This window comes from Sphingopyxis sp., assembly GCF_035998905.1.
GTDB lineage: Bacteria > Pseudomonadota > Alphaproteobacteria > Sphingomonadales > Sphingomonadaceae > Sphingopyxis.
Genome location: NZ_DASYHG010000025.1, coordinates 264,867 through 278,640 on the forward strand (window position 1 = coordinate 264,867; position 13,774 = coordinate 278,640).

At 65.6% G+C, this 13,774-nt stretch carries 13 protein-coding genes; 9 read left to right on the plus strand and 4 right to left on the minus strand.

All coding sequences use genetic code 11. The annotated features are described in order from the left end of the window. Position 1: 1 nt before the first annotated feature. The 3 genes from VGN62_RS15625 to VGN62_RS15635 all read right to left on the minus strand — a co-directional run bounded on the left by VGN62_RS15625 (position 2) and on the right by VGN62_RS15635 (position 3,285). Complete coding sequence (locus VGN62_RS15625) at positions 2–1,237, minus strand: nitrate/nitrite transporter (RefSeq protein ID WP_327455506.1); 1,236 nt, start codon at positions 1,235–1,237, stop codon at positions 2–4. Positions 1,238–1,495: 258 nt separating this feature from the next. Beyond that, entirely contained in the window at positions 1,496–2,707 is a 1,212-nt protein-coding gene (locus tag VGN62_RS15630; RefSeq protein WP_327455509.1) for a CmpA/NrtA family ABC transporter substrate-binding protein, read from the minus strand. Continuing rightward, positions 2,704–3,285: an ANTAR domain-containing response regulator gene (locus VGN62_RS15635; protein WP_327455511.1), complete on the minus strand. Its 582-nt coding sequence runs from the start codon at positions 3,283–3,285 to the stop codon at positions 2,704–2,706. The genes VGN62_RS15630 and VGN62_RS15635 overlap by 4 nt, the downstream gene beginning before the upstream one ends. Positions 3,286–3,656: 371 nt before the next feature. Between VGN62_RS15635 and VGN62_RS15640 the strand changes: the two genes are divergently transcribed. The 9 genes from VGN62_RS15640 (at position 3,657) to VGN62_RS15680 (ending at position 13,105) form a co-directional block, all read left to right on the plus strand. Further along, positions 3,657–3,746 (plus strand): potassium-transporting ATPase subunit F, encoded by a 90-nt coding sequence (locus VGN62_RS15640; RefSeq protein WP_054588683.1) that lies wholly within the window; start codon positions 3,657–3,659, stop codon positions 3,744–3,746. A 12-nt stretch (positions 3,747–3,758) separates the two neighbouring features. Further along, positions 3,759–5,462 (plus strand): potassium-transporting ATPase subunit KdpA, encoded by a 1,704-nt coding sequence (kdpA, locus tag VGN62_RS15645; RefSeq protein ID WP_327455514.1) that lies wholly within the window; start codon positions 3,759–3,761, stop codon positions 5,460–5,462. Positions 5,463–5,474: 12 nt separating this feature from the next. Next, positions 5,475–7,511 carry a potassium-transporting ATPase subunit KdpB gene (gene kdpB, locus VGN62_RS15650; protein WP_327455516.1) on the plus strand — a complete coding sequence of 679 codons (2,037 nt, stop codon included), beginning with the start codon at positions 5,475–5,477 and terminating at the stop codon, positions 7,509–7,511. Positions 7,512–7,521: 10 nt separating this feature from the next. Then, positions 7,522–8,112, plus strand: coding sequence for a potassium-transporting ATPase subunit KdpC (gene kdpC, locus VGN62_RS15655; protein WP_327455518.1), 591 nt, complete (start codon positions 7,522–7,524; stop codon positions 8,110–8,112). Beyond that, positions 8,109–10,778 carry a sensor histidine kinase KdpD gene (locus tag VGN62_RS15660; protein ID WP_327455520.1) on the plus strand — a complete coding sequence of 890 codons (2,670 nt, stop codon included), beginning with the start codon at positions 8,109–8,111 and terminating at the stop codon, positions 10,776–10,778. Before kdpC ends, VGN62_RS15660 begins: the two co-directional genes overlap by 4 nt. Beyond that, entirely contained in the window at positions 10,775–11,497 is a 723-nt protein-coding gene (locus VGN62_RS15665; RefSeq protein WP_327455522.1) for a response regulator transcription factor, read from the plus strand. The genes VGN62_RS15660 and VGN62_RS15665 overlap by 4 nt, the downstream gene beginning before the upstream one ends. Positions 11,498–11,587: 90 nt before the next feature. After that, a complete protein-coding gene (locus tag VGN62_RS15670; RefSeq protein ID WP_327455524.1) occupies positions 11,588–11,737 on the plus strand; it encodes a hypothetical protein in 150 nt (49 codons plus the stop codon). A 111-nt stretch (positions 11,738–11,848) separates the two neighbouring features. Then, positions 11,849–12,151 carry a hypothetical protein gene (locus tag VGN62_RS15675; RefSeq protein WP_327455527.1) on the plus strand — a complete coding sequence of 101 codons (303 nt, stop codon included), beginning with the start codon at positions 11,849–11,851 and terminating at the stop codon, positions 12,149–12,151. A gap of 132 nt (positions 12,152–12,283) precedes the next feature. Beyond that, positions 12,284–13,105: a TorF family putative porin gene (locus tag VGN62_RS15680; RefSeq protein ID WP_327455529.1), complete on the plus strand. Its 822-nt coding sequence runs from the start codon at positions 12,284–12,286 to the stop codon at positions 13,103–13,105. 79 nt (positions 13,106–13,184) lie between these two features. On the opposite strand, the gene VGN62_RS15685 is transcribed toward VGN62_RS15680, so the two are convergent. Then, a complete protein-coding gene (locus VGN62_RS15685; RefSeq protein WP_327455531.1) occupies positions 13,185–13,667 on the minus strand; it encodes an Lrp/AsnC family transcriptional regulator in 483 nt (160 codons plus the stop codon). Positions 13,668–13,774: the final 107 nt, after the last annotated feature.

Sequence of the window (13,774 nt, forward strand, 5' to 3'; positions counted from 1 at the left end):
GTCAGATCCTTACCCCTTCGGCCGCGGCCCAGGTCCGGCGCCACTGGCCTTTGACGAACATCAGCGCGGCCAGCGCGATCAACGCGAGTCCCGCGAAGATATAGAAACCCGGGGCGAAGCTTCCCGTCCACTGCTTTGCGAAGCCGAGCGAGGAGGCGAGGTAGAAACCGCCGATGCCGCCCGCCATTCCGACCAGCCCTGTCATCACGCCGATTTCGGCCGAAAAGCGCTGCGGCACGAGCTGGAACACCGACCCGTTGCCGATGCCGAGCGCGAGCATCGCGATCACGAACAGCCCGAGCGCCGCGGTCAGGCCCGCTGCCTGCGGGACGCCGGCGAGGGCGATAGCGGCGACGACGAACACCATCATCAGCACCTTGACGCCGCCGATCCGGTCGGCGAGCGCGCCGCCGAGCGGGCGGACCAGCGATCCGGCAAAGACGCACCCCGCGGTGCAATAGCCCGCCATCACGGGGGTCAGGTGGAACTGGTCGGTGAAATAGATCGGCAGCGATGCCGCGAGCCCGACGAAGCCGCCGAAGGTCACGGCATAGAATGCCATCAACCACCACGCGTCGGCGCTCTTGAGCGGTGCGAAATAGCGCGAGGCGGTCCTGGGCGTCGCCACATAGGGCGCGTCCTTCGCGATGATCATGTAGATGACGAACACGATCGCGAGCGGGATGCACGCGAGGCCGAGGACCGCATTCCAGCCGAACGCCTTGGCGAGCGCAGGAGCAAGGAGCGCGGCGAGCACGGTGCCGCTGTTGCCCATCCCCGCGAGCCCCATCGCCTTGCCTTGATGCTCGGGGGGATACCAGCGGCCCGCGAGCGGCAGCGCGATCGCAAAGCTCGCCCCGGCAAAGCCGAGCACGACGCCGAGGCCGAGCACCCCCTCGAAACTGTGAACTCCGTTGAACCAGGCATAGAAAAGGCCGCCGATAACGACGATCTGGCTGATCGCGCCCGCGCGCTTGGGGCCAATGTCGTCGACGAGGATGCCGTTGGTGATACGGAGCAAGGCGCCCGCGAGGGTCGGCACCGCGACCATCAGCCCCTTTTGCGCCGGAGTCAGCCCCAGATCCTCCGAAATCGCAGGGGCGAGGGGGCCGAGGATGACCCACACCATGAAGGCGAGGTCGAAATAGAGAAAGGCGGCGAGGAGCGTCGGCCAGTGGCCGCTTTTCCAGAAACTCGATTGGGGCGCCTTGCCGGCACCTCCGATTGCATTGGTCATCGTCCGTCCCCTTGTGCGACGGGCAATAAAAAAGCCGCCAGGACGGCGGCCATGCGGGCGCATCCTGACGGCTTCATTGCCTGTGGGAATGCAGGGAAAAGGCTCCCTGTCCGCCTGCGGACCGGCCCCCTCGTTGGAGCCGTCGCCGCATTATCCTGCCCCGGCAGCCTTGCCGAGTGCGTTTAACCTGCCTGATTCGGGGGAGCGCCGCAAGCCGCTATTTCGCAGGTGCAGCATAAAATTTGATTGGCAAAAAATTCAGGGAAGTTCAGCCAGATAGGTCTCGATATCGTCGGGATCGAAGGCGCGCCCGTCGAAAAAGCGGTCGGCGCCGAGCGTCAGGCGGCCCTGCGTCGACCCCGCGCCGATCGGCTCGGCGAGTCCGCCTTCCAGCTTCGAACTCGCGCCGGGGAGCGGCGCGCTCGAACCCGCGAGCGCGGCGCGATAGATGTCCGGCCGGAAGGTGTTGTTCGCCGCCGCCGCATCGCCCTCGTCGAAGGTCATATAGTCCCAGCGGACCATCTGCGAATAGAGCCACGCGGCCTGGCTGCGCCAAGGGAAGTTGGCAGCCTCGCGATACTGGAACATGAAGTCGGGATAGTGGAGCGGTTCGCCGCCGGGGACGAGCCGGATGCGGTCGGTGATCGCGCGCAGCACGGCGTCGCGCGGCGCATCGAGATATTCTGGGCGCGCGAGGATATCGGCGCTTTCCTCCGCGGCACCCGGCGCGACGAAATGTTCGGCCGCACCATGCAGCGCGCGCACCAGCGCCTCGACCGCCTCGCGCCGCTCGTCGAGCAGCGTCGCGCGCATCGCGAGCACCTTCTCGACGCCGCGCCGCCAGATTTGCGCGGTCGCGAGCGCGATATGGCCGACGCCGCGATCGACCGCGATCGAATTCCACGGCTCGCCGACGCAGATACCGTCGACGTCGCCCGCCGCGAGCGCGTCGGCGGCGAAGGGTGGGCTGGTGACGACGATCTCGACATCCTGATCGGGCCGGATGCCGACCCCCGCCAGCCAATAGCGCAGCATATAATTGTGGCTCGAATAGCGATGGACGACGCCGAAGCGGAGCGGCTTGCCCGAAGCGGCGCGCGCGTCGGCCAAGCGCTTCAGCGCCGCGCCAATCTGGGCCGGGTCACCCAGCTCCTCGGTCAGCCCGACAGCATTGGCGAGGCGGGTCGAAAAAGTCACTGCATTGCCGTTGAGCCCGAGTACGAAGGGAACCGCGAGCGGTACGGCCGGACGATCGCGGCCGAGCGTGGTGGCGATCGCGAGCGGCGCGATCATGTGCGCCGCATCGGTCTGCCCGAAGATCAGCCGGTCGCGGACGGTCGCCCACGTCATGTCGCGCACAGGCTCGATCGCAATGCCTTCGCGCGCGGCAAAGCCCAGCTCGTGCGCGAGAATCGGCAACGCGGCATCGACGAGCGGCAGGAAGCCGATGCGGAAGATCTCGGCGGTCATTCCATGTCTCCCATCAGCGCTTCGCTCGTCACGATCGCCTCGGCAATCTCGCCGATCCGTCGGTTGGTCCGCATCGCCTGACCGCGGAGCAGCGCATAGGCGGCGGGTTCGTCGATCTGGCGACGCTTCATCAATATCGCCTTCGCCCGGTCGATCGCACCGCGTTCGGCGAGCGCGGTCTTTGCGTCGTCGAGTTCGCGCTGGAGCCGCGAAAAGGCCTGGAAGCGGCGAACCGCGAGGTCGACGACCGGCTTGATCCGCTGTTTCGACAGGCCGTCGACGACATAGGCCGACACGCCCGCATCGATCGCCGCGCCGGTCGCCTCGGCATCGCTCTGGTCGACGAACATCGCGATCGGCCGCGCGAGCGCGCGCGATACCGCAAAGAAATCCTCGAGCTGGTCGCGGCTCGGATTTTCGAGATTGATCAGCACGACCTCGGGCTGCGCGGCCTCGACCTGCGCCATCAGGGGGCCGGACGGATCGATGATGGCAAGATCGACGAGCCCGGCGTCGCGCAAGCCATCGGAGATGATGGCGGCGCGCGTCGTGCTGGTGTCGATGATCGCGATCCTCATGCCCGCGCCTTAGGGCGCTGCGTTCGAATCTGCCAGCGTGATCGCACATCGGGCAATTTCTGGACGATCGAGCATCGAAATTTGAATGTTTCGATCGAGTTTCGCAGCGGGCTGGTCGTTCCTGAATGCGCTGCATCGCATCGGGAAATTCATACGCAAATACTATGCGCCTGCGCTTTTCCGGCTCTCGAATTCAAACGCCGGCCTCTCTTATTTGACGGTCCGCAGACGACTCGCCCCACGTCCCGTGGGCAGCGTCTTGTTGGAGCAAAACCATGCAGGATCTCATCTGGGTCGGCATCATCCTCGCTCTCCTCGCCGCGAGCCTCGGCTACGCGCGCCTGTGTGACGACGCGTAAGGATCGATCGCAATGACACTCGACCTCTGGCTCGCGGGCCTCACCGCGCTCGGCCTTCTCTTCTATCTCGTCGCCGTGCTTGCACGGCCCGAACGCTTCTAAGGGAGGCGTGGCATGACCTTTCAGGGATGGCTTTTGATCGTCGCATTCGTCGGTATCCTGCTCCTGCTCTGCAAGCCGATGGGCCGGTGGCTCTTCGCGCTCTATGAAGGGCGCCACACGCCGCTCCACCGGGTGCTTGGTCCGGTCGAAACGGGTTTTTACCGCCTATCGGGCATCGACCCCGCCGAAGAACAGGGGTGGCGCCGCTACGCGGTCCATATGCTGATCTTCAACGTGGCGTTGCTGCTGTTCACTTACGTGGTCCTGCGCCTGCAAGGCATGCTGCCGCTCAATCCGCTCGGCTATGGCGGCACCAGCGCGGATCTCGCGTTCAATACTGCGATCAGCTTCACCGCGAACACCAACTGGCAGAGCTACGGCGGTGAATCGACGATGTCGAACCTCAGCCAGATGCTGGGGCTCACGATCCACAACTTCCTTTCGGCAGCGACGGGCATCGCGCTCGCCTTTGCACTGTTCCGCGGCTTTGCGCGGCGCGAGATGAAGACGATCGGCAATTTCTGGGCCGATATGACGCGCGTGACGCTCTACCTGCTGCTGCCGCTCTGCGTCGCCATCGCGATCTTCTATATCGCGAGCGGCGTCCCGCAGACGCTTGCGGGGTCGGTCGACGTGACGACGCTCGAAGGCGCCAGGCAGACGCTTGCGCTCGGCCCCGTCGCCAGCCAGGAAGCGATCAAGATGCTCGGCACCAACGGCGGCGGCTTCTTCAACGTCAACTCGGCGCACCCGTTCGAGAACCCGACCGCGCTCACCAACCTCGTCCAGATGCTCTCGATCTTTGCCATCGGTGTCGGGCTGACCTGGACCTTCGGGCGGTCGGTCGGCAACCAGCGGCAGGGCTGGGCGATCCTCGCCGCGATGATGACTTTGTTCGTCGCGGGCGCGGCAATCACCTACTGGCAGGAAGCTGCCGGTAATCCGATCCTCCATCAGCTCGGCGCTGCGGGCGGAAACATGGAGGGCAAGGAGGTCCGCTTCGGCATCGCGCAAACGGCGCTGTTCGCGGTGGTCACCACTGCTGCGTCGTGCGGCGCAGTCAACGGCATGCACGACAGTTTTACTGCGCTTGGCGGGATGATCCCGCTGTTCAACATGCAACTCGGCGAAGTTGTCATCGGCGGCGTAGGCGCGGGCATTTACGGCTTCCTGCTCTTCGCCATCCTCGCGATCTTCGTCGCCGGGCTGATGGTCGGGCGTACGCCCGAATATGTCGGCAAGAAGATCGAGGCGCGCGAGGTCAAGCTCGCGGTGCTCGCGATCGCGGTGCTGCCGCTGATCATCCTCGGTTTTACGGCCATCGCGTCGGTGACCGAGGCAGGGCTGGCGGGGCCGCTCAACAAGGGGCCGCACGGTTTTTCCGAAATCCTCTATGCCTTCACCAGCGCGGTCGCGAACAACGGGTCGGCCTTTGCGGGGCTCACCGCCAACACGCCCTTCTACAACGGCATGCTCGGCGTCGCGATGTGGATCGGCCGTTTCTTCATCATCATTCCGATGCTGGCGATCGCGGGCGGGCTGGCGGCGAAGAAATATACGCCGGCTACGGCGGGCAGCTTCCCGACCACGGGCCCGCTCTGGACCGGCCTCCTGATCGGCATCGTGCTGATCGTCGGCGGCCTGACCTTCCTGCCCGGCCTCGCACTCGGTCCGATCGCCGATCATCTCGCGATGATCAACGGCCAGCTTTTCTAAGGAATCACGCAAATGGCTCGGTCCCAAACCAAGTCCCTGTTCACGGCTGACCTGATCGTTCCGGCGATCGGTGACGCTTTTCGCAAACTCAACCCGAAAGCGCTGATCCGCAACCCGGTGATGTTCACCACCGCGGTCGTCGCGACCTTGCTGACGCTGTTGCTCGTCGTCGGCCAGGATAGCCTCGCGACCGGCTTCAAGCTGCAACTCGTCATCTGGCTCTGGCTGACCGTGCTCTTCGGCACCTTTGCCGAAGCGCTCGCCGAAGGGCGCGGCAAGGCCCAGGCGGCCTCGCTGCGCGCGGCCAAGGCCGAACTCACCGCCAAGCGGCTGAAGGGCGACGGCAAGACGTATGAAAGCGTTCCCGCAAGCGCACTCAAGGTTGGCGACATTGTGCTCGTCGAGACCGGCGACCTGATCCCGTCGGACGGCGAAGTCGTCGCGGGTGTCGCGTCGGTCAACGAGGCCGCGATCACCGGCGAAAGCGCACCGGTGATCCGCGAGGCGGGCGGTGACCGTTCGGCGGTCACTGCCGGGACGCGTGTGATCTCCGACGAAATCCGTGTGCAGGTGACGGTGAATCCGGGGCAGGGCTTCCTCGACCGCATGATCGCGCTCGTCGAAGGCGCCGAGCGGCAGAAGACGCCGAACGAGATCGCGCTGACCCTGCTGCTCGTCGGCCTGACGATCATCTTCCTGATCGCGGTCGGCACGATCCCCAGCTTTGCATCCTATGCAGGCGGCTCGATCCCCGTCGCGATCCTCGCGGCGCTGCTGATCACGCTCATTCCGACGACCATCGCCGCCTTGCTGTCGGCGATCGGCATCGCGGGTATGGATCGCCTCGTGCGCTTCAACGTACTCGCCAAGTCGGGCCGCGCGGTCGAGGCGGCAGGCGACGTCGATGTGCTGCTGCTCGACAAGACCGGCACGATCACCGTCGGCGACCGGCAGGCGACCGAGTTCCGTCCGGTCGGCGGCCAGTCGATGTCCATCCTTGCGGAAGCGGCGCTGCTTGCGAGCCTCGCCGACGAAACGCCCGAAGGCCGCTCGATCGTCGCGCTGGCGCGCGAGAAATTCGGCCAGACGATGACCGAACTTCCGGGGGGTGCAGAGATCATTCCCTTCACGGCGCAGACGCGTATCTCGGGGATCAAACTGGGTGACAATGTGATCCAGAAGGGGGCTGTGGATTCGGTGCTGAAGGCCAATCCGGGCGCGGGGGCGACCGCCGCCGCAACCGAACTGCGCCGTATCACCGACGAGATCGCGCGCGCCGGCGGGACCCCGCTCGCCGTGGCGAAGGATGGCCAGCTCCTCGGCGCGATCTTCCTCAAGGATATCGTCAAGGCGGGCATCCGCGAGCGTTTCGGCGAACTGCGCGCAATGGGTATCCGCACGGTGATGATCACCGGCGACAATCCGCTCACCGCCGCGGCGATTGCGGCCGAGGCCGGGGTCGACGATTTCCTCGCGCAGGCGACGCCCGAGGACAAGCTCGAGCTGATCCGCAAGGAACAGCAGGGCGGCCGCCTCGTCGCGATGTGCGGCGACGGCACAAACGACGCCCCGGCGCTCGCGCAGGCCGACGTCGGCGTCGCGATGAACACCGGCACACAGGCGGCGCGCGAGGCGGGCAATATGGTCGACCTCGACAGCGATCCGACCAAGCTGATCGAGATCGTGGGCCTCGGCAAGCAATTGCTGATGACGCGCGGGGCGCTGACGACCTTTTCGGTCGCCAACGACGTCGCCAAATATTTCGCGATCATCCCGGCGATGTTCATCGTGCTCTACCCGGGACTCGGCGTGCTCAACGTCATGGGGCTGACCAGCCCCGAGAGCGCGATCCTGTCGGCGATCATTTTCAACGCGCTGATCATTCCGCTGCTCGTGCCACTCGCACTTCGGGGTGTAACCTATCGCCCGATGGGGGCAGGGCCGCTGCTGGCGCGCAACCTGGCCATCTATGGCCTCGGCGGCCTTGTGGCACCCTTCATCGGGATCAAACTCATCGACCTGGCCGTTGGCGGCCTCGGTCTGGTCTGAGGATAATGAAATGAACAAGGATCTCATCAGCGCATTGCGTCCGGCGCTCGTCATGACGCTGCTCTTCGCTACGCTGCTCGGTCTCGCCTATCCGCTGGCACTCACCGGCATCGGACAAGCGCTCTTCCCGGATCAGGCGAACGGCAGCCTCGTGCGCGAGAATGGCAAGATCGTCGGCTCGAATGTCGTGGGCCAGGCCTTTACCTCTGAACGCTATTTCAACACGCGCCCGTCGGCGGCGGGTGACGGTTATGACGGGCTTGCATCGTCGGGCTCGAACCTCGGGCCGACATCGCAAGTGCTCGCTGACCGCGTCAAGGGCGATGTCGAGAAGCTGAAGGCCGCTCAGCCCGGCAAGGCCGTGCCGGCCGACATGGTGACGGCATCGGGTTCGGGGCTCGACCCCGACATCACCCCCGAGGCGGCCTTCTATCAGGTCGACCGCGTCGCCAGGGCGCGCAGCCTTGATCCGGCAGCCGTCCGCGGGCTGGTCGAAGCGAGCGTGGAAAGCCCACTGCTGGGCTTCCTCGGCGAGCCGCGCGTCAATGTGTTCAAGCTCAATCGACGGCTCGATGCTTTTGGGGCTAAACCCGCGGCGTGACAGACAAGGATCGACCATCCCCCGAAGCCTTCCTGCGTCAGGCGGCGCAGGAAGGCCGTGGCCGTCTGAAGGTGTTTCTCGGCGCCGCGCCCGGCGTCGGCAAGACATGGGAGATGCTCACCGACGGCCGGCAACGACGCGAAGCGGGGGTCGATGTCGTCGTCGGCGTTGTCGAGACGCACGGGCGGCGTGAGACCGAGGCGCTCGTCGAGGGGCATGAGATCATCGCGCGCCGCGCGGTCGATCATCAGGGGCACAGCCTTGGCGAAATGGATATCGACGCCATCCTTGAACGCCGGCCGCAACTCGTGCTCGTCGACGAGCTGGCGCACACCAACGCGCCGGGTAGCCGCCACCCGAAGCGCTATCAGGATGTCGAGGAACTGCTCGGTGCCGGGATCGACGTCTATTCGACGATCAACATCCAGCACGTCGAAAGCCTGAACGATGTCGTCGCCTCTTTTACGCGGGTGCGTGTCCGCGAAACCGTTCCCGACTCGATCCTCGAAAATGCCGAGATCGAGGTGGTCGACATTCCGCCCGACGAGCTGATCGAGCGCTTGCGCGACGGCAAGGTTTATATCCCGCAGGAAGCGACGCGCGCGCTGACGCATTTCTTTTCCAAATCGAACCTGACCGCGTTGCGCGAACTCGCGCTGCGCCGCGCGGCGGACGCAGTCGATGCGCAGATGCTCGACCATGTACGGAGCCATGCGCTCGCGGGCAGCTTCGCGGTCGGCGAGCGGATCGTCGTCGCGGTCAGCGAACTCCCGGTCGCCGCCGAACTCGTCCGTGCGGGCAAAAGGCTCGCCGATGCGCTGAAGGCGCCATGGACCGCGGTCTATATCGAGACGCGGCGCAGCCAGTCGCTGACCGACGACGACCGCAAACAGCTCGCCGATACGCTCGCGCTCGCCTCGCGCCTCGGCGCCTCGACCGCGACGGTTCCGGCAGCGAGCGTCGTCGAAGGCCTGCAGGCTTTTGCACGCGACGCGCGCGCAACGCAGATCGTGATCGGCAAATCGGCGCGGCCCTGGTGGTTCGAGATGCGCCATGGGTCGGTCGTCGACCAGCTTGTGCGGACGATCGACGATGTCGCGGTGCATGTCCTGCCCGGCGAACCCGATACGCAGGCGGCCCGGCGGAGCGCGATCGCGGTTCCCGGGAGGTGGGGCAAATCCAGCGATTATATCTGGTCGCTGGCGATGGTCGTCCTGATGACCGCGCTCGGCCGGCTGCTTATCGAAGTCATCGATCTCGGTAATATTTCGCTGCTCTATCTCGTGCCCGTGATGTTCGCCGCGGCAACATTTGGCCTGCGCGCCGGCCTGTTCGCCGGACTCGCGTCGAGCCTGGCCTACAATTTCTTCTTCCTGCCGCCGACGGGGACGCTGACCGTCAACAATCCCGAAAATGTCGTCAGCATATTGGTGCTGCTCGGGGTTGCGGTGGTCACCAGCCAGTTCGCGGCGCGCGTGCGCGCTCAAGCCGATCTCGCGCAAACGAGCGCGCGGCAGAATGCCGCGCTCGCCAGCTTTTCGCGGCAATTGACCGCAGCACCCGATCAGGACGCGTTGATGCACGCGATCTGCGCGGAGGTCGGCCGGCTGCTCGACGTCCGCACCGTCATCCTGCTGCCGTCGGCCGACGGGCCGATGCTGCGCGCTGCCGTCCCGCCCGAGGATCGGCTCGAACAGATCGAACGCGCCGCCGCGCAATGGGCGATGGACAATGAACAGCCTGCGGGGCGCGGCTCGGCGACCCTCACGGCGTCGGACTGGCTGTTCCATCCGCTTCGTACGACGCGCGGCGTGCTTGGCGTGCTCGGCCTGACGCGTGACGATGCGCGCGAGCCGGTGCGATCGGATCAGGTGCCGCTGCTGATGAGCCTGCTCGACCAGGCGTCGATCGCGCTCGACCGGATGGAGCTTGAGGAGGCCTCGCTCCGCGCGCGGCAGGTCGACGAGCGCGACCGGCTGCGCTCGGCGCTGTTGTCGTCGGTCAGCCACGATCTTCGCACGCCGCTCACGACGATCCTGTCCGCCGCGCAGGAAATGCGCCGCCACCCCTCGGCGGCGATGGCCGAGACGATCGAGACTGAAGCGCTGCGTCTCAACCGTTTCGTCTCGAACCTGCTCGACATGGTGCGTGTCGAGGCGGGAGCGCTGCCGATGAAGGTCGAGGCGACCGACCTGTTCGACGCTGCCGCCAGCGCCGCGCACGACACGCGCGCGTCGCTTGCGGGGCATGAGGTGAAGGTCGATATTTCGCCCAACATCCCGCTCGTTCGTGTCGATCCGGTGTTGCTCCACCACTGCCTGATCAACCTGCTCGACAATGCCGGGCGCTATGCCGACCCCGATACGCCGATCGTCATTCGCGCGCGGCGCACGGCCGACGCGATCCGGCTGTCGGTGATCGACCGGGGGCCGGGCATCGCGCCGGGAAACGAGAAGCGCGTCTTTGAAACCTTCACGCGCCTCGAAGGCAGCGACCGGGCGAAACATGGTACCGGCCTCGGTCTCGCGATCGTCAAGGGCTTTGCCGAGGCGATGGGGCTGTCGGTCGAGGCGGGCAACAATGCCGATCCGCATGGTGCCTGCTTCACGATCAAGATCCCCGAAACGCTGATCATCACGACCCCGATCGACAAGGATATCCCATGAAAGTGCGTCATAAGGTCCTGATCGTCGACGATGAGCTGCACATCCGGCGACTGATCCACGCCGCCCTCGCGCGCGCCGATTATGCGATCGTCGAAGCCGAAAACGCCCGCGAGGCGCTCGAGCGGCTCCGCGAGGAGCGCCCCGATATCACCTTGCTCGATCTCGGCCTTCCCGACCGCGATGGACTCGAAATCGTTCCGCTCTTCAAGCAGCAGTCCGATACGACCTTGATCGTCGTGTCGGCGCGCGACGCCACCGAAGAGAAGGTAGCGGCGCTCGACCTCGGCGCCGACGATTATCTGACCAAGCCCTTCGACACCGACGAGCTGCTGGCGCGCGTCCGCGTCGCGCTGCGCAATCGGTTGACCCGCGACGGCGGCAACCTCAGCCTGTCGGTCGGCGATGTCACGATGGACCTGATCGCGCGGACGGTCACCAAGGCGGGCAGGGAGGTCCACCTGACCCCCAAGGAATATGCCGTGCTCGCGCAACTCGCGCGTTTCCCCGGCCGCGTTATCACGCACAACCAGATCATGCGCGAAGTCTGGCCGCACGAACATGAGCATCATGTCGAATATCTGCGCGTCCTGATCCGGACGCTCCGCCAAAAGCTGGAAACCGACCCGCAGCAGCCGCGGATCATCTGCAACGAGCTCGGCATCGGCTATCGATTGCGGCTCGGCGGCGACAGTCTCGTCGAAAGCGGCGAGGTGCATTGAGGGGCGATCGCCCCGAACATATGCAATTCCTATGCGAACGAGCGCGCGCCGCTCTCGAATTCAAATGGCTGGCTCGCCTAAATATCGGCCATGATTCACAAGGATATCGAGCAACCGGCGTCGCCGCGCGTGCGCGACCGCATCGTCGACTGGCTAGGCACGCAGGGGCCTTCGACTCTCACCATCTATATGTGCGGCGCTGTCGCGCTGATCGCGTTCGTCGCCGACGCGCTGCGCTGACCACCGCTCCGCCGTCGCGATCATATGCAATCTCAACGTAGCGCCCTCATTCCCGATCTCGATTTCCTATGCGCGCATGAATAGTTGAACGGCCTCCTATGGAGGTTTGAGATGAAAAAATGGCATGAAACGGCCGCCGCCAACGTCGGCCTGCGGGCCGGCGGCCTCGTCCTTCTCGCTATCTGCTGGTCGATCGCCGCCCGGCTTCACCCGGTGCCGCCCGGTGCGACGGCGCGTGACGCCACGTCGCTGCTGATGCTGTTGTCGGCGATGACCTTCCTCTGCGGAAGCGCCGGGAGCGCGCTCCTGTTCGTCGGGCCGGGCCTGTGGGAGACGGTCGAGGTTTCGGAACGCTGGCGGCGCCTGCCCGCGCAGGACCGCGAATGGCGGACGTCGCGCGAATGGGGTGGGTAGAGGGCGGCCGGCCATAGTGAAAACACTATGCGATCGCGCCGCCGCCCCTCTCGATTTCCAATGCGCTGCCGATCTAGTTGACCCGCCTCGTGAGCCTCCGCCGTCCCGGCGAGGCAGTTTCAAGAGGATAATATGAAGAACATCATCTCGGCCGCCGCGCTTGCGGCAGGACTGTTGCCCGTCGCCGCAACGGCGCAGGAAGAGGCCGGCAAGCCGGCGGTCACCCTGTCGGGGTCGGCGACGCTCGCCTCGGACTATCGTTTTCGCGGGGTGTCGCAATCGGACAAGGGCATGGCGGTGCAGGGCGGCCTGACGGCGACCCATGAAAGCGGCGCCTATGCCGGGGTGTGGGCGTCGAACCTTGCGGGTTGGGGCACTTTTGGCGGCGCCAATATGGAACTCGACCTGATCGCCGGCTACAAGGCGGCGCTCGCGGACAATGCGACCCTCGACGTGGGGCTCGTCTGGTACATGTATCCGAGCGGCGCCGATGAATCCGATTTTGCCGAGCCCTACGCCAAGCTGACGGGGACGACGGGACCCGCGACGCTGACCGCCGGCGTGGCCTATGCGCCCAAACAGCATGCGCTCGCCAATGTATCGGCGGCACCGAACAGCCGCGGGCAGAGCGAGGACAATCTCTATCTCTGGGGCGACGGCGCGTTCGCGATCGGGGGTACGCCGTTCACCGCAAAGGCGCATATCGGCTATTCGGACGGCAACCCGGGCCTCGGGCCCAACGGGACGAGCGTCGCGCCCACCGGCCGCTATTGGGACTGGTCGGTCGGCATGGATGCGACCTGGCGCAATCTGACGCTCAACGTCTCCTACGTCGATACCGATATCGGCAAGGCCGAGGTCGCCCGCCTCCAGCCCAATTTCAGCAAGGGTGGCGACGGCAGCGGGTCGATCGCCGATGGCGCGGTCGTCGCGAGCGTTACCGCGGCCTTCTGACCGCGGCGGGTGCCTCGGGCCAGACCGGACTCGGGTCCGGGGCACCCCTTCCCGTTCGGCCCGCGCCGTCGCTGCGGCTTCAGGCCAAGGGCGGCGCGCGGCCGTCGGTCGTGCGCGCCCATTCGGCGAGGTGGCCATGCCGCTTGATCGTCTTGAGGCACACCACCGTCTTCAGCCGCTGGACGCCTGGCAGTTTCGACAGATTGTGGCGAAGCAGCTCGTCGAGATGGTCGGCCGATCGCGCGAAAATCTTGAGCATATAGTCGCTCTCGCCCGCGGTTGTGTGGCATTCGACGACGGCGGGATGCGCAAGCACCGCGGCTTCGAATTCGGTATGCGCGTCGAAGCGGATCTGGACCTCGACGAAGCTTTGCACGGCAAGGCCGACCGCGATCGGGTCGATCCGCGCGGCATAGCCGTCGATGACGCCGCTTTCCTCGAGGTTCTTTACCCGCGACCAGCACGGCGACTTGGACAGGCCCACCTGTTCGCCGAGATCGGCGTAGGATTGCCGCCCGTCGCGTTCGAGTGCGGCGACGATCTTCCAGTCGAGCTTGTCCATCCGTTCCGTCCTGAATCGGGTTTTCGCGATAATACGAGAAGCATATTCTAATCAGAAGAACGTTGTCCTGCAAATCTGTAATTTGGAAGGACAACGTAGAGATATCT

Excerpts from the sequence above, each read along its gene's own strand:
- VGN62_RS15625 (WP_327455506.1), bottom strand. The coding sequence starts at position 1,237 with ATGACCAATGCAATCGGAGGTGCCGGCAAGGCGCCCCAATCGAGTTTC.
- VGN62_RS15685 (WP_327455531.1), bottom strand. The coding sequence starts at position 13,667 with ATGGACAAGCTCGACTGGAAGATCGTCGCCGCACTCGAACGCGACGGG.
- kdpB (WP_327455516.1), top strand. The coding sequence starts at position 5,475 with ATGGCTCGGTCCCAAACCAAGTCCCTGTTCACGGCTGACCTGATCGTT.
- VGN62_RS15675 (WP_327455527.1), top strand. The coding sequence starts at position 11,849 with ATGAAAAAATGGCATGAAACGGCCGCCGCCAACGTCGGCCTGCGGGCC.
- VGN62_RS15635 (WP_327455511.1), bottom strand. The coding sequence starts at position 3,285 with ATGAGGATCGCGATCATCGACACCAGCACGACGCGCGCCGCCATCATC.
- kdpA (WP_327455514.1), top strand. The coding sequence starts at position 3,759 with ATGACCTTTCAGGGATGGCTTTTGATCGTCGCATTCGTCGGTATCCTG.
- VGN62_RS15640 (WP_054588683.1), top strand. The coding sequence starts at position 3,657 with ATGACACTCGACCTCTGGCTCGCGGGCCTCACCGCGCTCGGCCTTCTC.
- VGN62_RS15680 (WP_327455529.1), top strand. The coding sequence starts at position 12,284 with ATGAAGAACATCATCTCGGCCGCCGCGCTTGCGGCAGGACTGTTGCCC.
- VGN62_RS15630 (WP_327455509.1), bottom strand. The coding sequence starts at position 2,707 with ATGACCGCCGAGATCTTCCGCATCGGCTTCCTGCCGCTCGTCGATGCC.
- VGN62_RS15665 (WP_327455522.1), top strand. The coding sequence starts at position 10,775 with ATGAAAGTGCGTCATAAGGTCCTGATCGTCGACGATGAGCTGCACATC.
- VGN62_RS15670 (WP_327455524.1), top strand. The coding sequence starts at position 11,588 with ATGATTCACAAGGATATCGAGCAACCGGCGTCGCCGCGCGTGCGCGAC.
- kdpC (WP_327455518.1), top strand. The coding sequence starts at position 7,522 with ATGAACAAGGATCTCATCAGCGCATTGCGTCCGGCGCTCGTCATGACG.